Here is a 24,617-nt window from a genome sequence, read left to right on the forward strand (position 1 = left end):
TTTAGACATACACCAAAAGTGCGTAAGAGCCAAATTTATCTTGAATAATACAATAGAGCCTACTTTTCAATTGATAAAGTGGATCGTTACAAAATGGATGGCCAAGATTTTGTGTTACGTATCAAAGTAAATATGTAATTAAATCGAAAAAATTCACTCAAAGTCAGTCGTACCATGAATTCAAACGTTACAGCAGATTTCACTTGTGTTCTAGGAACAAAATAAAAACAAACAAAAAAGCGCCACCGTATCGTTCAATTTACCGACCACGATGGCAAAGAAATTCGCGTCGTGACTAGTTTAATGGAGACGACAGCCGAAATAATCGCGAACATGGACAAATCTCGTTGGGCAATTGAATCCTTCTTTCGCTAAATCAAGCAAAATTTAAATGTGCCAGTGCTATTTGGCACGACTAAAAATGCGGTATTTAATAAGCTTTTTTCGGCCTTGTTTGCCTATGTATTACTGAAATTTCTTCACACACAGGGGCACAAGAAAAACAACGTCAAACGCTTATCTTTCGCAGGTTTTACACGCCTGTTTCTTTGTGATGACCTATCGCTTGAATGGCGAATTGGGTTGAAAGAAATACTCGCATTTCACCGTGAAATGAATCAAGTTGATACTGTATAATTTTGGTTAATCAACACGCCTGTTATCTTTACTAAGCAAGGTACTTAATAATCCCATAACTAAATATAAATGAGCCCAGATAGATAGGTTATTAAAGTGCGAGAAAGTTATTGATAAAAGAGGTTTTTATGTAAATGTATTGCTGGATGGTTTTTTAGAAAACTACTTCAAATACAATCTCTAGACTAACTTTAACAACTTTAAAATTCCAAAATAGTAATTTTAAAAGTAAAAATAACACAGATTTACATATTAATAATTAAATGTTATATTGATGTTTGAGATAGTTAGGGACTAACTAGGAAGGGGGTGAAAAAGTGATTAGACCTCACCTCACCTCACCTATACAAAAATATTAAGAAAGAACTAAAGATGCATACGCTAAAAGTATTCGATTGATCATTTTTCCGTGCTTTCAATTAAAACTTGTATAAACACGTGGACACGCTTTTGAAAACATTGAAATGACGGATAAAACACCTTGTAGATAATGCGAGGATTTAGCCATTTACCTAGCCCTTTAATAGTTTTTAAATTTAGGCTATGAGGAGACATAAGTCACTCTGCTGGTCTCTGTAAAAACGGATAAATATGCTTTGAATGATGATTAAGATCATTATCGAGCACCAAAATGATGTTACTTTTGGATATTATAGTGCTTTTTATAATCACAGAAAATCCGTACATTGAAACGTTCTTCTACAATCCAAAAGATTGTACCTTTTTCGAATACCATATGAATTACAAAGGATTAAAGAAATCGAAAAATACTATATGAATTTCTTTGCTACTTAAAGAAAAAATTCAACCCGTTGACATATCAGTTTTTATAGGGAAGTATTAAAATACCATTCTTCTTATTATGGGGATTCCTTATGTGGTTAGGTGCAAGCCTTATTTTTAGGTTTTTAGGTCGAGTTTTTTTATTCCTGATGACACGTTATTAATTGTATCGTCTTATATTTTTGTAGTTCCGTTGATTCTAGTTCTTACATTCCCAATTTAGAAGTTTAAAAAAATTCAAGAGAATGAGGTTAGAATAAAAGCCGCTGTGTTTATAGCTCTTCCTGGAATGCTAATAGACTCCGTTGTATTAATCTATTTTGATCAAGTTTTTGTAAATTTGTCTGTCAAAACAGATAGATTTTTCCCATCATGATTAATGTGGGCATATCCATTAATTCTCTTTACTGGATTCTATAATAAAAAAATAGGAGGGTTTGTCTTGTATAATAATATATTTATTACTGGGGGAAGTGGGGTACTTGGAACCTCTGTTATTGAGAAACTACATGATTTTAATTTACATTGTTTAGTTCACAATACTCCTCTAAAAAAAAATAATGTTAATACGATTATCGGAGATATACGTTTACCACAATTAGGGTTAAATAATGAAGATTATTCAGAATTGTGCAAAAAAATAGATCTGGTCGTTCATATGGCTGCACTTACAAATTTTAATATGTCATATGAAAAAGTTTGCACTACAAATGTAACTGGGACATTGAATATTTTACAACTAGCAAAAGATGCAAAAGTACCTTTGTATCATGTTAGCACTGCATATGTTCACAATTTCAATCAAGAGGATTCTTATATTACTACGGGCAACGGTTATGAGGATTCAAAAATAGAAGCTGAAAGATACTTGAGTGACAGTGATGTCCCTCTAACAGTAATCCGACCTTCAATTATTTTAGGTGATTCTAAAACTGGAGAAATTGCTAATCAACAAGGGTTTCACTTTATTGCCAAATTATTATTACAAGATCGAATACCTATTATACCTGGTGATGCTGATGCAAAAATAGACATAGTATCTCAAGATTATGTTGCAGATGTTATTTCTCATTTAATAAGAAGTAATAATATAGAAGGCGAATTTTTTGTGACACTGGGAAATAATGCACCGAAATTGGAGGAAGTAGTCAGTAATATTATACATTCAGGTATAGAAATTACAGGCGAGGCGCTTACAATACCGAAAATAGTTTCTGGTGAGGTATTTGACCGATTAATTAAACCAGTATTTTTACCAAAACTACCCATGCAATATCGAAGAGAAATAAAAGTTGCATTGTATATGTTTAAGTACATAAATATTAGTGGCTCTTTACCTAGTTCAATGGAACTTCTGAGAAATACCATTGGGATAGAAGAACATCCAGATGTAAAGGATGTTATATATAGTAATGTAAAGAATATTTTAGAAAATGAATTATTAAAAGCTTCTGTATAGGAGTATACCTGTTTAAAGGATTTAGAGAGTCTCAAAAAAAATCTTGTATGATGCATTTTTATCAATGTCAAATTGACAGATTCTCATAAAGAAGAACTCGGTTTATTCAATATAATACTAATCAATATATTAATTAAGTCATTAAAATACAGTGGTCATATGCATTGTTATCGAAAAAAGTAAGTCAAAATTGATGAATAAGGGCGCGCAGTTTAAAAACTAAACTTTTTTAAGTAATTAAGTGTAAGCTTTAAAGTATTTTATTAATTCTGGCTGTACGTAGAATATGCGAAAAAGCAAAATCCTCGTCGGTATTGAACTAATCGAATATAACTGGATGATTATTGGGGGAGCTTTAAAGGCTTTGAAAAAAACTAAACGGCGCTTGAAATGACCACATTACATGGGATATTTAGAGAACATAGCTAAAGATTCCATGCATTATGTAAAAAAGGTATTCAGTTTATATCAGGTTCAAGCGGTGAATGACTTTTATCGTCTCGCTGAAGTGGCCTAAGTAGAACCTTTCATTGCCTAAAAACAAGAAAATAACACTGAGAAGGTGATACTATAACAAGTATTTTTATTCCAAATATCGACAACTTCCAGAACCTTCCTTGTAAATAGACGTAACGGTAGAAAATATGAGATTGATGTTAAGAAACATGGGAATAGTACTTTGTCATTAACATCAAAGGGATCTAATATTGATTATATGGAATTTAAAGGTCAATTAATTGTTATTGATAGTATCTATAGTGAATCTGATTCTTGGAATTTTAAATAATAGAACAATTAAAAACTAATTTACGGAATTCGTGGTAGATTATTTATTTGTCACTTAAAAAAGGGTCAAACCGTTGTTAAAATAACATTTATTAAGGGAGAATCTTATGGGTGAAATTGAGAGAGAAGTTGTAATAAATATGTATCGGGATCATGTGAGTAGTGGTTTTGCAAAATTGTCTGAACTAATGCAAGTACCCTTACAAGTTAAGTCCAATGGACCTTATGTGTATGACGAGACTGGAGAGAGGTATTTAGATTGTGGAGGATACGGTGTCTTTTTATTAGGTCATTCTCATCCCCGTATTATTGAAAGAATAAAGCAACAACTAGATAAGGATTCACTAACAAATAAGCTATTAATAAATCCAGAAATAGGTAAAGCTGCTAAGGCATTAGTAGAAATTACTCCCGAGAGTTTGGATTACGTGCTGTTTTTAAATTCAGGAACAGAAGCAGTTGAAGCAGGATTGAAAATAGCAAGACTTAATAATCGAAGTACAATAATCTCTACAAAACAAGGTTTTCATGGGAAAACACTTGGAGCACTTAGTGCGACCGGTAGAAAAGAGTTTCAAGAACCTTTTAAACCACTCTTACCAAATGTTTATCATGTTACATATGGATCGTTGGAAGACCTTGAAGCAACATTAAAAAACCATCAGGCAAATGCAGTTGTCATATTGGAACCTATCCAAGCTGAAGGTGGGGTAAATATACCGCCACAAGGTTACTTACTAGGTGTTAGAGAATTATGTGATAAATATGAAGCATTATTAATAATTGATGAAATACAAACGGGTCTGGGTAGATTAGGTGATTGGTGGGGGATAAACCAAGAGGGGGTTATCCCTGATATGTTGCTAACAGGAAAAATATTAAGCGGTGGAATTATGCCCGTTTCTGCCGTTTTGGCAAATAAGAAAACATTTGAGCAATTGAATAAAAATCCTTTGCTTCATACCTCTACATATTCGGGGAATGCTTTGGCAATGGTAGCTGTACAAGAAACGATTAGTGTGATTCAAGAAGAAGGCCTTATTTTAAAAGCAAAAATAATAGGAGAAAGATTTCAAAAAATCTTTGAAGAAGTTCTTGAAGAAAATAAAGTCGTACTTACCGATATACGAGGCAGAGGATTACTATGGGGATTCGAATTTAAAGATAGTGGGCTATCTGGGAGATTTATGATGGGGCTTTTGAAGAAAAAGATCATAGTATCAAATTCTTTGAATTCTAATAAAGTCGTTCGTATTACACCACCTGCTATTTTAGAGGATGAACAAATAGTTTATATAGAAAATTCTATCAAAGAAGTAGTGAACCAAATTGCGAATACCAGAGTGAGAATATAATTATACGAAGGAGTTATATAATGGGGAAAATTATTATTACATCTTGTATACCAGAGACAAAGGCACTAGAAACTTATCTTAAAATTTCAGACTTCAGTAAGTATTCTGACTTTATAGATGTGATACGAGATATATCAGTAGAAGTAATTAACGATAATTCAAGTATATCGAAGTGGGAAGTAGATTTTGAAAATGGAGTTCTGTGCTGGAAAGAAAAAGATTCTTTTGACAGGGCTGCGTTAAGAATTAATTTTGAAAAATACGAAGGTGATATAGATAAATTTATTGGGATTTGGAGTGTGTCACAGGAACAGGATGATTCGATAATAACATTTGAAGCAGAATATGATTTGGGCATGTCTTTATTAGAAGATATACTGGATCCAATTGCAGGTGATATTCTTGCACATACAATACAAGAAATATTAAAAGGGCTCTTTGATAATATTCATTTTAGGAGTATTAATATACAGACATTAGCCTTGAAGGAGTAGATTTAATGACACAATTTCTAGCAAAAGAACGTGCGGTATTAGAAAAATATTTCCCGGGTTTTGATGATTATTTAACATCTTTCACTTTTGAAAAACGTGAAGAAGAAACGGAAATACTCATAAATAAGTTTAGAAACATAAATGGCACTTCTTTGTTGATTCCAAAAGAATATGGTGGTCTTGGAGCCAATATTATTGAAAGTCTATCTATTCAAAGAGCAATAGCAACAAGATCTCCATCGCTAGCAATAGCATATACAATGCACCATTTTTCAGTTGCATCTTTAGTAGAAATTGTTCAATCAAATGGGGACTTAGATAGTGTATTAAAATTAATAGTTGAAGAAAAATTATTATTATCTTCTAGTTTTGCGGAAGGAAATACAAACAATACTTTTTCTCCTTCAGTAAGTGCTGAAGACGTAGGAGAGTATTATATTGTTAACGGTACAAAAAAACCGTGTACTTTATCGAAATCAATGGATATTTTAACAGGTAGTGTAAAGCTACCTGATGGAAGACTTGGTGTTTTCACAATTCCTAAAGATAGTCAGGGAATCGAAGTGAGAGATTTTTGGAAACATTGGATATTAAAGGGTAGTGAGTCTGAAGAAATTGTATTAACAGATGTAAAAGTACCAAAAGAGTCTATGTTTGTTGCAGGTAATGAAGAAGAATTGAATCCTTCAATTGTAAGAGGATTAATATGGTTTGAATTAATAGTTTCTACATCATATATTGGAGTTTGTTCCTCATTAATTGAGAAAGTAATTTCAAAAGGAAATTTGCCTCCCTATGAAATAAGGAACATGGTATCACTGATTGAGACAGCGATGAATGCAATTGAAGGTTTAGCACACAAGTTTAGCATGAATTATACTGAAAATGTGTTGTCAGAAGTAATTTTTGTACGTAAAGGCATTGAAGATATTATTAAGGGTGTTGCTTCTGATGCAACAAGACTTTTAGGTGGAATGCAATTTATAATGAATAAAGAGATATCTTATCAATTATTAGTCTGTCAGTTACTTCATTCTCATCCACCAGCAAAACAAGAGTCTTTCCAAATAATGGATAACTTTTTAAATATTCACCAGAAAGTGTTTTAAGCTAAATCGAGTATTTTTAAGAGTTTTTTTACAATAAACATTTCTGCGTGGAAGGTGTCTAATTGAACAGCACCTTTAAGTATTAGAAACAATATAATATTGATGCTCCCCCTTAAGGTAGACAGATAAAAAATAAAAATCTGATTTATCTTAAGGGGGAGTTTTCTGTGTCATTATTTTATTCTGCAGCAAGCCCATGAGCGTATTCGTGAATTAGAAACAACGTTAGAAAGCGCCCAGCTGAACTATACGCGTGAACTCTAAATCATGCAGGAGCGCGAGAAGGCCCTGGTAGAAGCAGAACGAACGTATCAGGCGAAGTTACAGGACCAAAATGACAAGTACAATGATAAAGTCACTGAAATGCATGCGGAGAATGAGCGGATCAGACAGAATTATGAAAGCCGTTTAGAAGCCTTTAATAAAGACAATAAAAAATAGGGCGATGAAATAGCAATTAAATTACTACTGGATATTCAGAAGCAAATTATGATACTTAATAAATCAAAAGGTGTTACTAGCGTTAAAAAAGATGATAGTAATCCTATTGATGAATTGGAGTTGTAAACTGTTCCCTCCGTGTATCAAAATGATGTTCTAAATAAAGTTTATATTTGACCCAGTGGAAGATGCGAACGGAGTATTTGACAGGGAGTATAACGCACAAGAGTTTACGGATTATTTTGCTACATTAGTTACAACTGGCGTTATGAAAGGTGCAGGCAATCAGTTGGTCGTAAGTGTGGACGGCTCAAGCATGATGTCGAAATTGTCTACAGGTATAGCATTTTTGGAAGGGCGTTATTATGCAAATGACAGTGTGTTAAATCTTACGCATGATACTGAGGTAGTCGGGAAAAGTCGTATTGATCGTGTTGTTATTCGATTAGATTTGAGTACAGAAGCACGTCACGTAAAATCATTTGTTAAAAAGGGTGTAGCTAGTGCTTCACCTGTCGCTCCTGTTTTAACTCAAACACCAAACGTTTATGAAATTTCTGTTGCACAAGTAAAATTAATTGGTGGTCAAACTTATATAGCTTCTAATAATGTTACGAGTGAACGTGGTACAAATATTATTTGTCCATGGGCGGGTAGTAGGATATTACCTAACTTTGATAATGACGAATTAGCAAACTTAGTTGGTAAAGTTAATAACGAACTTGTAGACGCATCAACAACTCGAAAAGGCGTGGTCAAATTAAATGATACTGTATCAAGTACAAGCACTAACGAAGCATCGACTCCAAATGCTCTGAAAACTGTGAATGATAAATTAATCAATATGAATGTATTGCTAGGTCAAGGTGCATCCGCAGTGGGTGATGCATTTGGTCAGAGGGTAGCGATAGGTGCAGGAGCTACAACCGGTGCTTTTGCAACTGTTGCGCTAGGCACTAACGCAATTGCCTTGAACATTAATGAAGGTGTTCTGGGAGGGTCATCTTCTGATTTTTCCACTACAAAATGGAAAATACCAGGGTCTCTATCAGTATCAGGAACTAAAAACTTTGAAATTCCACATCCGCATCCAGATAAAAAACATACTCATGTAATTAGACATGGTGCGGTAGAATCGCCAACAACAGGCGATACGCTTTATCGTTATACAGTAGAAGCAAGAGAAGATGGGCAGGTTGTAGAATTGCAGTTACCCGATTACTTCGAACATTTAAATGCTAACGTTGATGTCTGGGTTAATCCTCATTTACATTTTGGTAGAGCTTTCGGTGTTGTTGAGGGAGATATTTTGAAAGTAACATGTGAAAAAATAGGATTATATAAGGTTCTTATCATCGGCACTCGGAATGATGATAACGTCCAAGATTGGTATGTTAAAGGTGTAGAGAGAGAAATAGGTGAATCTTGGTTGGGTGAAACGAACGTTTTCGAGGTGGAGGAACTAACAGAAGTAACAGAATTTGAGGAGGTAATGCAATGAATATCACATTAAAAGAATCAAAATTACAATTTAAAAATCCGGTTATCGGACAACCAACAAGAGCAGTGGAAGATCATTACTATGCTAGACGTATTGTTGCTATTGTAGAAGGAAATGAAAGTCAGTTCCGTTTTATGGCAAGTGAGTTACCTTTCGCGGCTAAAGAGGATGAAATGATTACGACAATTGAACACCAAGTATCAAAACATAACGCTGAATAAGCGTATTTTTTATGTCAAAAATTAAGGTGATGAAATGAAAAAGCCAATCAGAATTCTATCAGAATCCATCGATATCCTAGCTGAAATCGACAACTACGAATCCATGTTTTTCATCCGTCGATGGCATACCATAGGTGAAATCGAAATCCGTATGAATCGATATAAAAAAGATGCAGATAAATTACAAAGAGGAAACCTTATTTTAGTCGGAAACGATTTTAATAAGGTTTTTATGATTAAGCATCGAGAAATTGAATTAGACCAAGGCGGTAAAATCACGGAAAACTGGCTTATTAAAGGATGGTCTTTGAAGTCTGTTATTGCACAAAGGATTACTGTCCCACCTCCACACACTGGTTATGATAACAAGCAAAGCAATGCTGAAACGGTAATGAAGCATTATGTTAATCAGAACATTGTCAATCCCGTGGATGGTAGACGGACGATGCCACAATTAGTAATTGCACCAAACTTGAATCGTGGTCCATCAGTTTCTTGGTCCTCTCGCTATAAAAATTTAGCTGAAGAAGAGGCGGCTATCTCATTAACAACAGGTTTAGGGTGGGATGTTTCTTTGGACATCCACAGCAAGAAATTTGTATTTGATGTGATGGAAGGTAGAAATTTAATAGCCGGACAAAGTATTCTACCGCCTGTCATTTTCAGTCCACAGTTTGAATCACTGAAATCATTACATTATACAGAAAGTGAATTGAACTATAAGAATATCGCTTATGTTGCAGGACAAGGTGAAGGTGTTGATAGACGTGTCATAGAGCTTGGTACAGATGCAGGATTAAACCGTCATGAAGTATTTATCGATGCAAGGGACATACCAGAAGAAGATGATGTGGAAGTCACTGACCTAGAAGGGAATAAGACTACCGAAAAAGTACCACGACCAGAAAAAGAAATTATTGCTGATTTAACAAATCGTGGGCAGCAACAGATGGAGGAGTTTTTACAAGAGCATTATCTAGAAGGCCAGATACTGACTAACAGCCCATTTAAGTATGGGATAGATTATGATCTAGGTGATATCGTTACCAATCAAAATAAAGAATGGGGAGTGACGTTGGATGCACGGATTACAGAGGTCAAAGAAGTTTATGAGCCTGCTGGATTCCAACTTGAAGGTACATTCGGAAATAATCGTCCTACTTTGATTAAAAAGATTAAGCAGGAGTTGGGGCAGATAAGTGGTGAGGTTAGAAGGTAAATGAAGTCAATCGGCTAGCGTTATTTTTATTGTTAAAATAAGCAGGAAAAGCCTCCCTTCTGTCGAAATATAGAAGGTGAAGGAGAGTGATATTATGGCGATACAAGAGAAAATTGACGAGAAAATTTATTGTAAGGCATGTGAACAAAAGACAAATCATGGATATCTAATTAAACATTCTGTAGATGGCGATGATGAAGAATTCCAATTTGAAGAGCATTTTTATATTATTCAATGTCTCGGATGCGACACAATTGCATTTCTAAGAGAATATGGGGACGAGACTATGCTGGATTATGATGAGGATGGTGACTGGGTATATTATACTGAAAAGTCCGTATATCCTGAAGAACCTGCAAAACTATCAGAATATAAAGAAATTAGACGTGAAATAAAAGAATTCGAAAAAGTTCCTAGTTTGATTAATGATTTATATAACCAAGTAGTCTCTTCTTATAATTCAAGGCATTATTTATTATGCGCTGTAGGATTGAGAATGATAGTGGAAGGTGTGTGTAAAGAATTAGATGTAAAAGAAGGTTTTACATTAAATGAACATGGAGAAAAGGTTCGAGATAAACAAGGAAATGAGACAACACGAGCAAATCTAGAAGGGAAAATTAATGGTTTACAAACAGCTGGAGTAATAACAAATAAACAATCTGAAATTCTACATCAAATTAGATTATTTGGAAATATAACAGCCCATGAGTTAAAAGTCCCGAGAAGAACAGCGGTTAAATCGGGTTTAGAGATTATTGAAAATGTTCTTCATAATATATTTGATTTAGAAAAGTATTCTTTAGTTTAGTATATACAAATTTTCAACGCATCCACATACAGGGTGCGTTTTTATTATGCAGTTATTTTTATTGTCAAAAAGCACAGAAATTTATTAAAGGTAAACTCTCACTCTTTGTCGAAATTTAGTAGATAGAGAGGAGGGATACGGTTGGAAATTACAATATCTAGATTAATAATTTTATTTGATAATGCTGTTAATTCAAGATCAGTCACAAAAACCTTTGAATCAGATGTTATTCCACGCAAAGGAGACTTTATCTATTCGACAGCGTTTGAAAGAGATGAGGAAGTAGAAGTAAGTAGTGTATTTATTGATTACGAACGTAATGAATGTTTTGTATATTTAGATCCTCTTTCTATTGAATCTGATGATATTAAATATCTGAAACAAACAGTAGATATGTATATGCTTCATGAATGGAAATGTGAGTTTTATGCTTTTGATTAAAAATTAAAGGTAAATATTTAAGCGCATCCAAATCGGGTGTGCTTTTTATATACAGATTTTTAACGCATCCACATATAGGGTGCGTTTTTATTATGCAGAAAAAGAGGTGTAAGAATGGAAAAATGGATTGCAGGAATTACAGGTACAGTTGGATTTTTAGTCTCATATCTAGTCGATGGGGTGGGAATGGCAGTGAGTATTTTATTAGCAGTCATGGCGCTTGATTATGCTACAGGTTTGATTGCCGCATTTGTAAATAAGCAACTAAATAGCCGAATCGGCACAACAGGTTTTGCTCGCAAACTATACATTTTATTACTTATTGCGGCTGTTTACTTGGTCGAAAGTATTTTGTTTGGCTCTGAACATGTGGGTGATGGTATTGCGATCGCTTATATTGCTATCGAATTTATTAGTATCACAGAAAATGGTGTAAAAATGGGCGCGCCAATGCCTCCGTTTGTATCCGATTTGTTATCAATGGTGAAATCTAAAACAGAAGGGAAAGAAAATTAATATGACAAAAACAGTAGCAATCAGCGGTGGCCATTACGGACCATGTACAGGAGCAAAAGATATTGTGGACGAAGTAACGGAAGCGTGGAAAATCGCAAAACAAGTAGCTAAGCTATTGAGAGCGAAAGGTATTGCAGTCCATGAGTTTTATGATATGGTTTCAAAAAATCAGAGCACTAACCTTGACCGAATTGTTGCCTTCCACAATTCTAAGGAACGTGATTTAGATTTATCATTCCATCTTAATTCAACTGTTCGAAAAACAGAAGGTATTGGCTGTGAAACTCTCTATTACGATGCAGTTGGTTTGGCCAAAAAAATTACAGATGCAATATGTGTGGCTACAGGCTTTAAAAATAGAGGTGCTAAGGAACGTAAAGAATTAGCATTTTTACGCTGTACAAAAAAACAAGCTGTATTGTTGGAACCTTTCTTTGTATCATCTGTGGAAGATGTACGAATTTATAAAGAGAGCTTTGATTCAATCTGTGAAGCAATTGCGGATGCGGTTGCAGATCATTTAGGGGTGAAAGTGACGACTGTATCAAAACCAGTGAGCAAGCCGTCCACAAATAATAATGAAGGGTACTACAAAAAGGGTACAGGCTTATACCGCATAAAAAAAGCTTGTTTAGCATATAACGGAGTAGTATTCGGTAAATCAAAAAAGGTACAGGCATTAAAAGTAAATGAGAAGTATACAATTGTCGATATTGTTAAGACTAGTAATGCGTATCGTTTAAAGACAAAGAGCGGTCTGTACATCACAGCGAAAAAGGAATATGTAGAAAAAGTGTAGTCTGTGAGACAATTCGAGTTGGACCGTAACACGTAAAACGATTTCTCGAATGCTCTCATGCAATGTTTCTTCACAAGCTTTATAGTGATATCAACATAAATATCTAATAAAAAATCATCTCACCTCTAAGAAATCTATTGAGGTGAGATGATTTTAATCAATCTTTTTTTACAAAGCTAAACTGTTTTCTAAAGCAGCAAACAACCATGTCAAACTAAAAATAATATACGAACTAGAAATACAAATTAATATTATATTCCCTTTAATATGCTCATATTGATTTTTAGAAACTTTGATAATTAGAAAACATAGATTTAAACTAAATAGCAAAGCGCAGAGAGGATTTAATATAAATGATGCGGCAATAATGACGTCAATAATCATTCATTTTTCCCCCTATAAAAAATGTTAGAAATTAAATTTGATAGCAGTATTAGTCATTTTCTTTTCAGCTGTTGTTAAGCCTAAAGCAATGTCTTGGGATCTAATTGAAACTGCCATATTAAAACTAAAAATCGTATGAGTATAGTGACCAAATGCGTTCGCAGAAATATCTTTTGAGTTGGCCTTTGACACTTCTACAGAAACATAACCGTTATGATCATAACCTTTTACGATGATATCATAAAGAACAGCAATACCATTTACATTACGATCTATGCTTTTATATGATTTGCTGTGCGTATTACCAGATTTATCACTATACTTATAAGAAAATTTGATAGTAGAAGGATCGATTACTACGTTGCTATTGTAAGTTAATCCTACCATATCTACTAAGCGAATATCAGGTTGTGTCATCCAAAAAAAGTTATTGTGTAACATAGTTTTTCCGCTACCTAACTTTGTACTGGTTGTAGTCATTGATAACCAACTATTTTCATTGTTATCATAAGTAAACGGTTTAATTAGTGATTCCTCGACTTCCTCTTCTTTAATTAACTGCTCAGCTACTTCTTCACTATAAGCATTAACTTCAGTAATACCTCTGGAATCAGAAGTGATTTTATAGACTGTAGTTTCTTGCTTGAAAGGTTCCGTAGGTATTGCATTTTCAAATTCTTTGTATTCGTCAATCGTCATTTTTGAAATAATTTCCTCAATAAAACCTAATTGTCTCATGTGAGCCATTTGTTCTTCTGTTAGTCCGTCATTTTCTGCAGCACTCGCCCCAAGAATATTAAATGATAATAAGCTGAATATAACAATTAGAAATGCAGTGAAAAATTTACCTTTCCTCATTTTTTAACCCTCCTAATATTTTCTTTCTACTATCCTTCTTGCGCTATTGGATTTATCAATTTTAGTGCATCCTCATTTATCACCTCTATCTTTTGTAATTAAATTAAATACGTCATCACAATACACAGTCTAATAAAACAAATAGGATGAAGAACTTAATAAATATATTATATACCAAATATTACTATAAATATATGATTAATGGAAATTAGCTATAGGGGAAATGTTGAGTTTAAAAATAATAGCTTCTTTTACTATTCTATTAGTTGCTTGTTCTGATAAAGAATTAACAACTTTTTATCAGTTAGGAAATCAAGAAAATATAAAGTTTAATGAACAGTTAGAAATAGATTTTGTTAAATCAACATTAGAAAATGTTAATCAGATTGCTATCAATAGCGACCGGGTTTTTATTTGTCATAAGAACAAATGTTCTATATACTAATAAAAAAAGGAGTGAACATCATGAAAGAACAGCTAATCAAAGCTATGCAGCGTAACCAAGTTATTGATTTAATGTATATGTCGAAAGGTGGAGAGATAACTAAAAGGCGTGTGAAGATCATTAAAATGACAGCTGAATCGTTCCAAGCATACTGTTTTGCAAAACAAGCGAAACGTACTTTTATTATTGATAATGTTCTTGCAGCTGTTCCACAAATCTATAGGGAGAATGAAGTAGTATGATGTCACAAGACCAGCAGATTCACGTTCACAAAGCAATTATATTAGAACTTACTATGCGTACATTAGAACGTGATAAAAAACATCTGGACCAATTAAAAACTAATTTTGCTTTTACAGCGTGGATAGATGAGGAGTTAAAGAAATTACACAGAGATCTAAGAGATGTGAACCGAACATTAGGGATGCAAGGCTTCAAGGTGCTAGAAGGCACGAAAAAGATTGATGAATATTTTATTGCTTACAGTATCAAAACAAAAGGTAATGATGAGGAAAGGCGATACTCTGTAGTTGCACTTAGGAATAAAGTAAATGAAGAAGTTAAGAAGAGACTTGGATTGGATTATAGAGAAATTTAAAGAGTGATAGCCGATTAGTGGCCGTCACTCTTTTTCTGTTTCAACTATTTTAAATAGTTCGTTCATGTCGGTTATTTCAAAAGCATTTACTAATTCGCTTAGAGTATTTTTAGTGTAACTTTTAGTTTTTTCGTTATATAGATCGCTCACCGCACGGTTAGTTAAATTCGTTCTCTCTACTAAATCTTTCTGTTCCCACTCACGCTCCGCTAGCAATACACGTAATCTTAACTTTATTTCCTTCGCCAACAAAATCACCTCTCTACATATATTTCTCGTACTACAATTATATAATATTTAACTCAATTACACAATTTACATTTGACTAACGAATTTTTGTATCGTATTATGTATTTAAGATGTATATAGCGTATTTTGATTTCGTTAAATTAAATTAAAATACGAAAAGTGAAAGCGAGGTGCGAGACAAATGGATTTATTAAATACGAGTGAAAACTATGCAAAATTACAATCATTTAAATCTGTGGAAGACTTAAATGCTGCAGTTATTCAACATAGAGATCTACATGCAGAAATTTTAACTCCTTCCACAAGAAATGTATTGGATGTATTAGCGCGTTACTCATGCGTATACCCAGGAGTCTCTTACCGCGCTAAATCTGACATAGCTACAGAGTTAGATATAAACATTCGTACTGTTCGTAGAGCGTGTAATTTACTAGAGGACTTGGGCATTATCAAGCAGCACTCGACTAAACGGCACAACGGTGATAAACGCCAATCAACTAACGCAATCGTTATTCTAGCACCGTCCACAGATGATGAGAATGGAAATGTCCTACCGGAATGTCTGCCCAAAGAAGCTCCTGCAAAAACTAGTTTAAGAGATATTAATAATACAAGAGATACAGAGAATCGTGAGTTGCCGACAAGTGCGGCTGTTCAAGATAAGGGAATAAAAGAGCAAGAACGTAAAGAACAAGAACAATCAGCGCTCAAAGAAGGTTTGTTGGATAAGTTGCCATCACCAGTAAGAGTGTTAGCACCATTTTTCAACCACAACAAGCTGTATAGCCTAGCAGGGGTAGTGTATAAAGCAAAAGCATCTGTGGATAAATCAATTGTCATGGAACATCAAGAAAGTAAATATCGTAAGGCATTATTATCCGTTATGAGCGCGTACAAGCGTGGGAAAGTAGAATGTTTAGAATCTGTCGTGTATACAGCAATCAAGCGTGTGACACGAAGTATTAAGGCAATGTCGATAGCTGTGGATGGATGGGATATATAATAGAAGGAGAGTGTGGATTATGAAAGTAAATGTGGATTTAGAGGTCCTGACATCGATTGGTATTGATGTACAAATAGCTTTTGATAAGTACGCTAAGCAATACGAAGGTACGAAAGGCTATAGAAAAAAACATTTATTAGAACTGTTTGTTTTAAGTGCAGTTATGCAAAAGTGTGAGGAGAAAGGGAGATGAGAAATCTACTATTAAGTATTTTTTACTTCTTTGTAGATGACGATATCGTTCCTGGGGATGTAGCAACAGAAGAATGGATGTGGCTTTCGCTATTACCGTTAAGTTCGTTGATCGCTTTGATGGCTGTATTTATATAAGATGTGGTGGACAGAAAAATAGCCACTCGCAATGAGTGGCCTTTGGTTTTATTTGATAGGGATCTCCATCTTAATATCTTTACCTACACTTACATACGATTCATCACTTGCACCATCTATATGCAGAGTAACTTTTCCGATTTTCTCAGGTTCTGATTTCAATACAAAAATAACATTCCCGTCTTTTTTAATTTTACCAAGGAAGTCTCCTCCTATATTGTCAGATAAAATCAACCTAGCTTCAACTTGCTCACCTGTATCAGTGGTTAAAGTCGCTTGATCGGGATAAAAATGAGTTGTATCATCTACTGTGTTTTCAACAGCCATTTCGACAGTGGCTATAGTTACTTTTTCTTTCCCGTCAAATGAATCTTTGTATGCTTCAGAAGGTTCTAATGTAGCGATTTGGATGGCATTAACATCTAAGTTTACCGGCCCATTTTTTACGGATTTTTTTAATTCTTTATTCTTGTATACGACTGTTAATTTCCCGAGTTCGGATTTAGTAGTTTCTTTTTCCACTTCTTTTGAATCGACTTTTGGATTAGCTGTTTGTTCTTTTGCATCAGCACTAACATCGGTTGACTCTTTTTTTGTCTCTTTCTCAGCACCCCCACATGCAGCCAATAATAGCACAGCAGCCATAGGCGCTAATAACCAAGTTTTTTTCATTTAGAGTATCTATTTCTATAAATGTTTATATTTAACTATAGAGGTAAATAGGTGAATTGTCACTAACCTTTTCAATAAAGTGTAATTAAGATAGAAGGTAAATAAAAGACCGTTCGGATGAACGGTCTAAATCTATTATTTGTAAATTGGTCACAACTTGGTCACGAGTATGTGTAAACACAAGAAAACACGCTGTCTAAAATTACTTAGAAACAGCGTGTTATCAATGTTTATCCATTATGATTCCTACTGGGTTCGAACCAGCGACCTCCACCCTGTCAAGGTGGCGCTCTCCCAGCTGAGCTAAGGAATCGGGAGAATTTAAGATTATTGAATCTATGTAAGAATTACTTATTATCATATGATGGTAAATAAGAAAAGTCAATCATTGTTTTCATCATAAAACAGAAGCAGCCTGCTTGGGTATGACAACCAAACAAGCTGCTTTATTAATGAAATAAACCAGATTTTCTAGATTTTTGTAGCATCCGAGTAGTGATAACATTCAAACGTTTTTTGAAGGTGGCACCAAGTGCGAGTGCCAGTATGAGTACTACTCCGAGGACGATAACATCTACGATAATTTTGTTCCAAATGATACCGCCGATTGCCTCTCTTGCCATTTCTATGGCGTACGTGAAAGGCAAGTAAGGGTTAATCGTTTGAAAGAATTTTGGTAGTAAAGCTACAGGATAAGTTCCGCCTGAACCGGCTAGTTGTAATACAAGAAGAATGATTGACAGTGCTTTCCCGACGTCACCGAAAACAGAGACTAATGTGTATACAACGCTCATAAATACGAGACTGATGACTAAGCAAAATAGCACGAACCAGACAGGATTATGAGCGGATACTTTCAGGATGAAAAGGTCACCCATTGTAATAATCAGTGTTTGCAGTATGCCGATTGTCCAAAATGTTAATAGTTTACCGAAATATATTTGACGTACGGTAAATTCCCCTGTGTTTTTAGCGTCTACGGATAGTAGTGATATTAAGAGCAAGCATCCAACCCAAATTGCTAAAACCGTGTAGAAAGGTGTCATACCAGTGCCATAGTTTTTAATAGGGAAGAGGGCATTTTCATTTAGCTTGATTGGTTGTTCAAAGAAAGATTGCTCGGCGCTTGGATTATTTTTAAGTAGTTGAATGACGCTATTTATATCAGTTTCTTTTTCAAAGTCACGGATTTTATTGGCGAGTTCTTTGATCTTCGTGTTGACATAAGGGTACTGGCCAATTGCTGTATTAAGTCCAGATTGTGCATCAGAGAGGTAACCGTCAGTATTATGGATAATACGCTCGATTTCCGGTAACTGCGTTTGGATAACAATTAACTTATTTTTTGCGGTAGATAATGTGTTTTGAACGTTATTAATTGCAGAAAAGACGGTCGGCTCGATTGATTGAGTATACTTCTTTATGAAGCCATCAAGACTGACGGTTGTAGTTGCAGCGATATTTTGTAATGAGTTGATGGTATTGGTAATATCTTGCTCTTTACCACCAAGTACTTCATTAATATTGCGTGCATTTGTTTGTGCTTCGGTTAATACAGCTTGTAACGATTTAGTGCGTTGAATCGCTGTATCTAGAAGTTTTGTTTGATCTAGAATGCCATTTTCATCGTTGAATTGCTTTAAGTCTACTAAAGCTTGATTTACGCTAGAAACTTTTTCAATAGCGCTTGATACTTGTTTGTTTAAAGTAGCTTTTGCATTATTGACCTCTGTAAAATCAATTTTTGTATTTTGTAGTTGTTCCAACAGTGTATTCACATTAGTTGAAATTTGTTGGACGGTTTGTAAATCTTGTTTGATTCTAGGGCTCATTTCATTGAGACGACCTTCAGCTTTATTTAGGAAATTGATTGTATTTTCAATTGTTTTTAGTCCATCTTCCGTCAGTTTTTTGACTTGTGGGATTTCACTTTGAGCATTGTCAATCATACGACTTGCTGAATTGGCATCTTTTTGTGCTTTTTTCAGTTCAGTATGAATACCGGGTAAGTCTTTTTCTAATGTGAATACATAATCTTATAATTTTTCGATATCGGGTAAGTTATTTTGCATTTCAATTCCAATACGATTGAATATGTCGAAGATTGTGCCGTTTACTGAGCCGATAAATTTGCTGCTCATTTCTTCAGCTAGAACGCTAGCTCCTTTTCCGGTGATTTTCGGTGCAATTGAGTTGATTTTTTCATTTACGTAATATTCCATTTCAGCCTTTTTAGGATTGCCTGAAACGACTGTAGCAAGTTCTTTTGAAAAGTTTTCTGGAAAGATAATGACGGCAAAGTAGTCTCCATTTCGAACATGTTCCATTGCTTTTTTTCGATTTGTAAATTGCCAGTCCATTTCATGGTTGGTATGTAACGTTTTAACTAGCTCCTCACCAGCATTGATAGCTTTATTTTGTATCGTTGCACCTGTATCTTCATTAACAATGCCGACGGGAATTTGATCGGTTTGTGCATAGGGATCCCATGAAGCAGCTATGTTTAGCCATGCATATAATGACGGCAAAATAATGAGTCCACCTAAAAGAATTGCTGCTACCCAGTTTGAGAAAATACTTTTAATGTCCGTCGTATAAATTTTCCATACCTTTTTCATGTCAGGCCTCCATTCTAAAAAACTGTAAGAGTATAGATGATGGTATATGTAAATAAGTCATACCCTCTTTTAAGGAGTACTAGCGATATATTTGAGCATTAGTATAGTTTTTTGAATGAATAACTAGGGGTTTGTTGAATGTTCTGACATTTTAATTTTAGAAAGTGTTATGATTATCAAAAAACAACTGAGAGGTTTTTCATGAAGATTAAAGATTGGGATCGAAGTTTAAAAGTGAGACTAATTGGAGAAGCGTTTATGAACATCACCTTCTGGATGTTCTTTCCGTTTTTAGCGATTTACTTTGCTGAGGAGTTTGGTAAAAGTACAGCGGGTTTGCTATTAGTTGTGTCCCAAGTATTTTCGGTCGCTGCCAATTTAATTGGCGGTTATTGTGCGGATCGATTTGGCCGACGAACGATGATGATTATCTCTTCTTATGGTCAGGGAGCAGCTTTTTTATTGTTTGCCTTCGCAAATTCTCCCATTTTAACATCACCAATTCTTGGCTTTATCGCTTTTTCTATTGCAGGTGTATTTGGCTCTTTTTACTGGCCGGCTAGTGAAGCGATGGTGGCAGATGTAGTGCCTGAAAAATATCGAAGTGATGTATTTGCGATTTTTTATACAATGCATAATATTGCGGTTGTCATTGGACCTATTTTAGGTGGTATTTTCTTCTTCAAATATCGCTTTGGATTAATAGTAACTGCAGCCTTTGTTTGTATTGCTTTAGGGTTTGTTTTATATAAATTTGCGCATGAAACTTTACCAATTGAAATGTCTTTAAAGATGAAAGAAAAGGCCTCAGGTATGATGGCGGCTATCTCTACACAAATTAAAGATTATGGCGTTATTTTACAAGATAAACTATTCATGCTTTTTATTGTATCGGGCATATTAATTGCTCAGACTTTTATGCAGTTGGATTTATTGTTGCCAGTCTATTCTATGGATGTTATTGGAGAGCAGTCTTTAGGAGTGTTTTTTGGAAAAGAGTGGATAATGACAGGGGAGAGTGCATTTGGTTTTATTATTTCGCAAAATGGGTTAATTGTGGCGCTCTTTACGGTGTGGATCACGCGGATTATGCTGGGTTTTAAAGAGAAAAATGTGTTCTTTTGTTCATCAATTTTCTATGCTATTTCAATGTTGATTTTTGCGTCGACAAACTACTTCTTTGTGTTTATTATTGCTATGACATTGTTTACTTTAGCTGAAATTATGGTGACTGGCATTCAGCAAAGTTTTATATCAAAATTAGCACCCGAGCATATGAGGGGTCAATATTTTGCGGCAGCGAGCTTACGTTATACAATTGGCCGAATGATTGCACCAATGTCGATTCCAATGGCAGTGTGGGTTGGCTATTACTGGACTTTCATTATTCTAGCAGTAATTGCTGTCATCAGTGCTTGCCTTTATTATTACATGTTTCATTTATTCGCTCGAAAAACACACTAAAATATATATAAAATAGGAGCTGTCTGTATGAAACAGACAGCTCTCTTTGCTACATTTCGTTCAAGATGGCTGATCCTTTTCTTCTGAGGCTGCATCATTGTATTGAAAGAATAAAAATGATTCATCCTCTAATTCCTCTTGTTTTTGTGGATGTAAGCCGTGTGATAAAGGCCCTGTGAAAATAGATTCCCACCATGTGTCTGTTTTCAACATGTAACATTCCCCCTTTCAGAAGTCTTCAACATTTGACAGCTACCTTCTTGAAAATGGTACAATTTGAGTCAGATAAGGCTCTTTTTCTTATGAAGTTATGTAACAATTTTAGTATGGATAAATCATGATGTATTTATGCAAGCATATGAACAAAATTAGATAAATATTTCGATTAAAATGGAGGGTTTTTTTATGGCTAATTTTAGTGCTCAAGATGTAGAAGTTATGATTGCAGAACAAAGGAAATTTTACTTTTCAGGCGTAACAAAGAGTTTGGCATTTCGTAAAGAGCAATTAAAAAAATTAAAAGCTTCTATTGTTAGACACGAGAAGGAAATCTTACAAGCATTACATAAAGATTTACGAAAAAGTGAGTTCGAGGCGTATTCCACTGAGGTAGGAATTGTACTAGATAGTATTGGTTATATGCAAAAGTATTTGGAAGAATGGCTGCAGCCTGTATCCGTACCAACACCACTTCATTTTCAGCCTGGGAAGAGCTTTATCGTCCGAGAGCCATATGGTGCTGTGCTCATTATCGGGCCATTCAATTATCCATTCCAACTTGTCATGGAGCCATTAATCGGCGCCATTATTGGGGGTAACACAGCGATTGTAAAACCATCTGAATCGTCGGTATTTACTGCAGAAATTATTAAGAAAATAGTGCAAGAAACGTTCCAAATGGATTATGTACGTATTGTCGAAGGGGAGAAGGATGAAACCACTGCATTAATCCATGCGTCGTTTGATTATATTTTCTTCACAGGTAGTGTGGCTGTTGGGAAAATCGTGATGAAAGCAGCAGCAGAACGCTTAACGCCACATACGCTTGAACTAGGCGGGAAAAGCCCTGCAATTGTCGATCAAACAGCCAATTTAGAAGTGGCCGCGAAGCGTATTGCATGGGGAAAATTTACGAATGCAGGCCAAACATGTGTCGCTCCAGACTATATCCTAGTGCATGAATCAGTGAAAGTACCCTTCATTCGAAATTTGAAAAAAACGCTACAAAAATTTTATGGTAAAGACGCACGAGAAAGCCTGGATTACGGTCGTATTATAAATAAGCGCCAATTTGATCGTTTGCAAAGTATTCTAGAGCGGGAGCAAGACCAGGTATTATTTGGTGGGAAATCTGACCGTGATGATTTATATATTGAGCCGACTGTATTGCAAAATATTACGTGGAATAGTCCATCTATGGAAGATGAACTATTTGGACCCATTTTGCCGATTATCGTCTACGATGATTTGCGACTAGCAATTCATCAAGTGCGCCAATATCCAAAGCCATTAGCGGCATATTTCTTCTCTGAAACAGAGAAAGCGATACAATATTTCCTTGAGGAATTACCGTTTGGTGGTGGTTGTGTGAATGATACGATTACGCATGTAGCTAGCGTATATTTACCATTTGGAGGCGTCGGTAATTCGGGTGTCAATGCATATCATGGTAAAGCGAGTTTTGAATGCTTTACACATCCAAAATCTATTTTGAAAAAATCAACAAAGCTTGCAAATAATTTACTGTTCCCGCCGTATAAGCAAAAGGTAAAATTAGTGAAAACGATTTTGAGGTAAAAGCTAAAAGGACAACCACTTGCATGTAGGTGGTTGCCCTTTTTTATGCTTTGATATAAGGTAGTTTAATCGTTATACTAGAGCCTTTGCCATACTCGCTATTAATCGTAATTTGGCCTTCATGTTCTAAAATGATCTTCTCTGTAATCATCATGCCAAGACCAGTACCTGTTTCTTTTGTCGTATAGAAAGGCTTGAAAATATTTTCAACCACTTCTTTTTTCATCCCGCTGCCATTATCAGTCACACAAATGGTAAAGAAATGATTACTTGTTTTGTCAATCGTTATTATAATGTCGCCTTCCTTTTCAATCGCTTCTACTGCATTTTTTATAATATTGATGAAGACCTGCTTGATTTGATTGACATCGCCTTTCACAGTTAAATCATTCGCATGCCAATTTTCTGTGAGTGAAATATTTCTTAACTGTAGTTCGGGTCGATATAAAGTCAAAATATCTGTGATGACTTTATCGATTTTAAATTCCTTTGGTTGCATTGCATGTGGTTTAGAAAGTACTAAAAACTCTCCTATAATTAAGTTAATACGATCGATTTCTGATTCAATTAGATTTGTATAAAATGCATAAGGTGAATTCTTATCGTTATTCATCATTTGTACAAAGCCAGAGATTACAGTAAGTGGGTTGCGAACCTCATGTGCAACCCCTGCAGCAATTTCTCCTATTGCTTTTAGCTTTTCTGATTGAATGATTAGTTTTTCTGCTTCTTTTTTATACGAAATATCTCGTGTAATAATGGATGTCGCAATAATTTCACCATCATAGTCAAAAATAGGCGATAACGTTATTTGTGCGTCAAAATAGGTGCCGTCTTTTTTCATATCTTTTGACTCGAGCAAATCAAAGCTACCGCCATTCATTAGGTGATTGCTTCGTGCAACTGCTGCATTTACATACTCTGGCGGTACAAGAGGTATAGCTTTGCCAATACATTCTTCAGGCTTCCAACCATATAATTTTTCAAAGGCCGGGTTGATCGCAATAATTTTATTTTCTAAATCAAAAACGGCAATACTATCTTTAGCATTTTCAAAAAATAAATTTAAGTAGCCTTCTTTAGATAAGAAAGCTTTTTCTAAAGAATCGGAATGCGTCTCTATCTTCTTCCAAGAATAATTAATATAAAAGCCTTGTATAATGCCGATTGCACCGAGGAAGAATAGTATTAAAATAAAGAGAGTAATATCCGCATCATTAATAGAACCACGGAATGATAAATAGTGATATTCTATTAATAAAATGATTTGAATGATTGTAATAATAATCATCGTTATATTGATCCAAATTGATTGGTATATTGGAAGTAAAAAAAGTAGTAGAAAAAGAAAGATTAAATGATAAATATAGTCTGATTGCAATATCATAATTAGGTTAGAGCCATTCAGGCCAATAATTAATAGGGTTCGCATAACATATTCATTCAAATGCAGTGCTGATAAAATAAGTAAAAGACCACAATAGATGCTAGTGATAAGTGGAAACGGCACAACGTAGTTCAATAAGCCAATGATGCTTATAATGGCATGAATAATTGTTCCAGCTGTAAATAAAAACAGTACAAATTGATTTCTTTTGCGTAAAATAGTAGAGTGCTTCATAAAGACA

Annotated in this window: 27 protein-coding genes and 1 tRNA gene; 19 read left to right on the forward strand and 9 right to left on the reverse strand. The window is 34.7% G+C overall.

Annotated features, from left to right (window positions below):
- Positions 1-1,687 precede the first annotated feature (1,687 nt).
- From JFL43_RS22560 to JFL43_RS10825, 12 genes are all read left to right on the forward strand, one after another.
- Positions 1,688-1,795, forward strand: a complete 108-nt coding sequence (locus tag JFL43_RS22560; RefSeq protein ID WP_325166666.1) for a DUF5367 family protein — start codon at positions 1,688-1,690, stop codon at positions 1,793-1,795.
- Positions 1,796-1,861: 66 nt separating this feature from the next.
- A complete protein-coding gene (locus JFL43_RS10775) occupies positions 1,862-2,878 on the forward strand; it encodes an SDR family oxidoreductase (protein WP_200749066.1) in 1,017 nt (338 codons plus the stop codon).
- Positions 2,879-3,771: 893 nt separating this feature from the next.
- Positions 3,772-5,019: an aspartate aminotransferase family protein gene (locus JFL43_RS10780; protein WP_200749067.1), complete on the forward strand. Its 1,248-nt coding sequence runs from the start codon at positions 3,772-3,774 to the stop codon at positions 5,017-5,019.
- Positions 5,020-5,039: 20 nt separating this feature from the next.
- Positions 5,040-5,513, forward strand: a complete 474-nt coding sequence (locus JFL43_RS10785; RefSeq protein ID WP_200749068.1) for an SRPBCC family protein — start codon at positions 5,040-5,042, stop codon at positions 5,511-5,513.
- A 5-nt stretch (positions 5,514-5,518) separates the two neighbouring features.
- Positions 5,519-6,622 carry an acyl-CoA dehydrogenase family protein gene (locus JFL43_RS10790; RefSeq protein WP_200749069.1) on the forward strand — a complete coding sequence of 368 codons (1,104 nt, stop codon included), beginning with the start codon at positions 5,519-5,521 and terminating at the stop codon, positions 6,620-6,622.
- Positions 6,623-7,244: 622 nt separating this feature from the next.
- Entirely contained in the window at positions 7,245-8,564 is a 1,320-nt protein-coding gene (locus tag JFL43_RS10795; RefSeq protein WP_200749070.1) for a phage tail protein, read from the forward strand.
- A complete protein-coding gene (locus JFL43_RS10800) occupies positions 8,561-8,785 on the forward strand; it encodes a hypothetical protein (protein ID WP_200749071.1) in 225 nt (74 codons plus the stop codon). The genes JFL43_RS10795 and JFL43_RS10800 overlap by 4 nt, the downstream gene beginning before the upstream one ends.
- 34 nt (positions 8,786-8,819) lie before the next feature.
- Positions 8,820-10,004 (forward strand): siphovirus ReqiPepy6 Gp37-like family protein, encoded by a 1,185-nt coding sequence (locus JFL43_RS10805; RefSeq protein WP_200749072.1) that lies wholly within the window; start codon positions 8,820-8,822, stop codon positions 10,002-10,004.
- 94 nt (positions 10,005-10,098) lie between these two features.
- Positions 10,099-10,815 carry a DUF4145 domain-containing protein gene (locus tag JFL43_RS10810; protein ID WP_200749073.1) on the forward strand — a complete coding sequence of 239 codons (717 nt, stop codon included), beginning with the start codon at positions 10,099-10,101 and terminating at the stop codon, positions 10,813-10,815.
- A gap of 141 nt (positions 10,816-10,956) precedes the next feature.
- On the forward strand, positions 10,957-11,256 hold the full coding sequence (locus JFL43_RS10815; RefSeq protein WP_200749074.1) for a hypothetical protein: 300 nt from the start codon (positions 10,957-10,959) through the stop codon (positions 11,254-11,256).
- Positions 11,257-11,370: 114 nt separating this feature from the next.
- On the forward strand, positions 11,371-11,772 hold the full coding sequence (locus tag JFL43_RS10820; protein ID WP_200749075.1) for a phage holin family protein: 402 nt from the start codon (positions 11,371-11,373) through the stop codon (positions 11,770-11,772).
- 1 nt (position 11,773) lies between these two features.
- The gene (locus JFL43_RS10825) at positions 11,774-12,571 is read left to right on the forward strand and encodes an N-acetylmuramoyl-L-alanine amidase (RefSeq protein WP_200749076.1); all 798 of its coding nucleotides are present in this window, start codon (positions 11,774-11,776) and stop codon (positions 12,569-12,571) included.
- A gap of 168 nt (positions 12,572-12,739) precedes the next feature.
- Here JFL43_RS10825 and JFL43_RS10830 read toward each other — a convergent pair whose 3' ends face one another.
- Together JFL43_RS10830 and JFL43_RS10835 are read right to left on the reverse strand one after the other, a co-directional pair.
- The gene (locus JFL43_RS10830; RefSeq protein WP_200749077.1) at positions 12,740-12,955 is read right to left on the reverse strand and encodes a hypothetical protein; all 216 of its coding nucleotides are present in this window, start codon (positions 12,953-12,955) and stop codon (positions 12,740-12,742) included.
- 24 nt (positions 12,956-12,979) lie between these two features.
- Positions 12,980-13,813, reverse strand: a complete 834-nt coding sequence (locus tag JFL43_RS10835; protein WP_200749078.1) for a hypothetical protein — start codon at positions 13,811-13,813, stop codon at positions 12,980-12,982.
- Positions 13,814-14,278: 465 nt separating this feature from the next.
- Between JFL43_RS10835 and JFL43_RS10840 the strand changes: the two genes are divergently transcribed.
- Both JFL43_RS10840 and JFL43_RS10845 read left to right on the forward strand, forming a co-directional pair.
- Positions 14,279-14,500: a WYL domain-containing protein gene (locus JFL43_RS10840; protein WP_200749079.1), complete on the forward strand. Its 222-nt coding sequence runs from the start codon at positions 14,279-14,281 to the stop codon at positions 14,498-14,500.
- Complete coding sequence (locus JFL43_RS10845) at positions 14,497-14,856, forward strand: hypothetical protein (protein ID WP_200749080.1); 360 nt, start codon at positions 14,497-14,499, stop codon at positions 14,854-14,856. The genes JFL43_RS10840 and JFL43_RS10845 overlap by 4 nt, the downstream gene beginning before the upstream one ends.
- A 24-nt stretch (positions 14,857-14,880) precedes the next feature.
- Here JFL43_RS10845 and JFL43_RS10850 read toward each other — a convergent pair whose 3' ends face one another.
- Positions 14,881-15,105 carry a helix-turn-helix domain-containing protein gene (locus JFL43_RS10850; RefSeq protein ID WP_234447730.1) on the reverse strand — a complete coding sequence of 75 codons (225 nt, stop codon included), beginning with the start codon at positions 15,103-15,105 and terminating at the stop codon, positions 14,881-14,883.
- Positions 15,106-15,286: 181 nt separating this feature from the next.
- Between JFL43_RS10850 and JFL43_RS10855 the strand changes: the two genes are divergently transcribed.
- The 3 genes from JFL43_RS10855 to JFL43_RS10865 are packed head-to-tail and all read left to right on the forward strand — an operon-like array spanning position 15,287 to position 16,438.
- Positions 15,287-16,108 carry a helix-turn-helix domain-containing protein gene (locus JFL43_RS10855; RefSeq protein ID WP_200749081.1) on the forward strand — a complete coding sequence of 274 codons (822 nt, stop codon included), beginning with the start codon at positions 15,287-15,289 and terminating at the stop codon, positions 16,106-16,108.
- 19 nt (positions 16,109-16,127) lie between these two features.
- A complete protein-coding gene (locus tag JFL43_RS10860) occupies positions 16,128-16,301 on the forward strand; it encodes a hypothetical protein (RefSeq protein WP_200749082.1) in 174 nt (57 codons plus the stop codon).
- The gene (locus JFL43_RS10865; RefSeq protein ID WP_200749083.1) at positions 16,298-16,438 is read left to right on the forward strand and encodes a hypothetical protein; all 141 of its coding nucleotides are present in this window, start codon (positions 16,298-16,300) and stop codon (positions 16,436-16,438) included. Before JFL43_RS10860 ends, JFL43_RS10865 begins: the two co-directional genes overlap by 4 nt.
- A gap of 48 nt (positions 16,439-16,486) precedes the next feature.
- On the opposite strand, the gene JFL43_RS10870 is transcribed toward JFL43_RS10865, so the two are convergent.
- From JFL43_RS10870 to JFL43_RS23195, 4 genes are all read right to left on the reverse strand, one after another.
- Complete coding sequence (locus JFL43_RS10870) at positions 16,487-17,110, reverse strand: hypothetical protein (RefSeq protein WP_200749084.1); 624 nt, start codon at positions 17,108-17,110, stop codon at positions 16,487-16,489.
- Positions 17,111-17,350: 240 nt separating this feature from the next.
- Positions 17,351-17,423, reverse strand: a tRNA-Val gene (locus JFL43_RS10875).
- Between the two features lie 136 nt (positions 17,424-17,559).
- Positions 17,560-19,059 (reverse strand): YhgE/Pip domain-containing protein, encoded by a 1,500-nt coding sequence (locus JFL43_RS10880; RefSeq protein ID WP_325166667.1) that lies wholly within the window; start codon positions 19,057-19,059, stop codon positions 17,560-17,562.
- Between the two features lie 87 nt (positions 19,060-19,146).
- Positions 19,147-19,728, reverse strand: a complete 582-nt coding sequence (locus tag JFL43_RS23195; RefSeq protein WP_325166668.1) for a YhgE/Pip domain-containing protein — start codon at positions 19,726-19,728, stop codon at positions 19,147-19,149.
- A gap of 201 nt (positions 19,729-19,929) precedes the next feature.
- Between JFL43_RS23195 and JFL43_RS10885 the strand changes: the two genes are divergently transcribed.
- Positions 19,930-21,192 (forward strand): MDR family MFS transporter, encoded by a 1,263-nt coding sequence (locus JFL43_RS10885; protein ID WP_200749085.1) that lies wholly within the window; start codon positions 19,930-19,932, stop codon positions 21,190-21,192.
- A gap of 60 nt (positions 21,193-21,252) precedes the next feature.
- Here the strand turns inward: JFL43_RS10885 and JFL43_RS10890 are convergent, their stop codons facing one another.
- Complete coding sequence (locus JFL43_RS10890; RefSeq protein ID WP_198517885.1) at positions 21,253-21,405, reverse strand: hypothetical protein; 153 nt, start codon at positions 21,403-21,405, stop codon at positions 21,253-21,255.
- A gap of 192 nt (positions 21,406-21,597) precedes the next feature.
- Here JFL43_RS10890 and JFL43_RS10895 point away from each other — a divergent pair, with 192 nt between their 5' ends.
- Positions 21,598-22,989, forward strand: coding sequence for an aldehyde dehydrogenase (locus JFL43_RS10895; protein ID WP_200749086.1), 1,392 nt, complete (start codon positions 21,598-21,600; stop codon positions 22,987-22,989).
- A gap of 43 nt (positions 22,990-23,032) precedes the next feature.
- Here the strand turns inward: JFL43_RS10895 and JFL43_RS10900 are convergent, their stop codons facing one another.
- Positions 23,033-24,610, reverse strand: coding sequence for an ATP-binding protein (locus JFL43_RS10900; protein WP_200749087.1), 1,578 nt, complete (start codon positions 24,608-24,610; stop codon positions 23,033-23,035).
- Between the last annotated feature and the right edge of the window lie 7 nt (positions 24,611-24,617).

Source organism: Viridibacillus soli, from assembly GCF_016612995.1.
Taxonomy (GTDB): Bacteria; Bacillota; Bacilli; order Bacillales_A; family Planococcaceae; genus Viridibacillus; species Viridibacillus soli.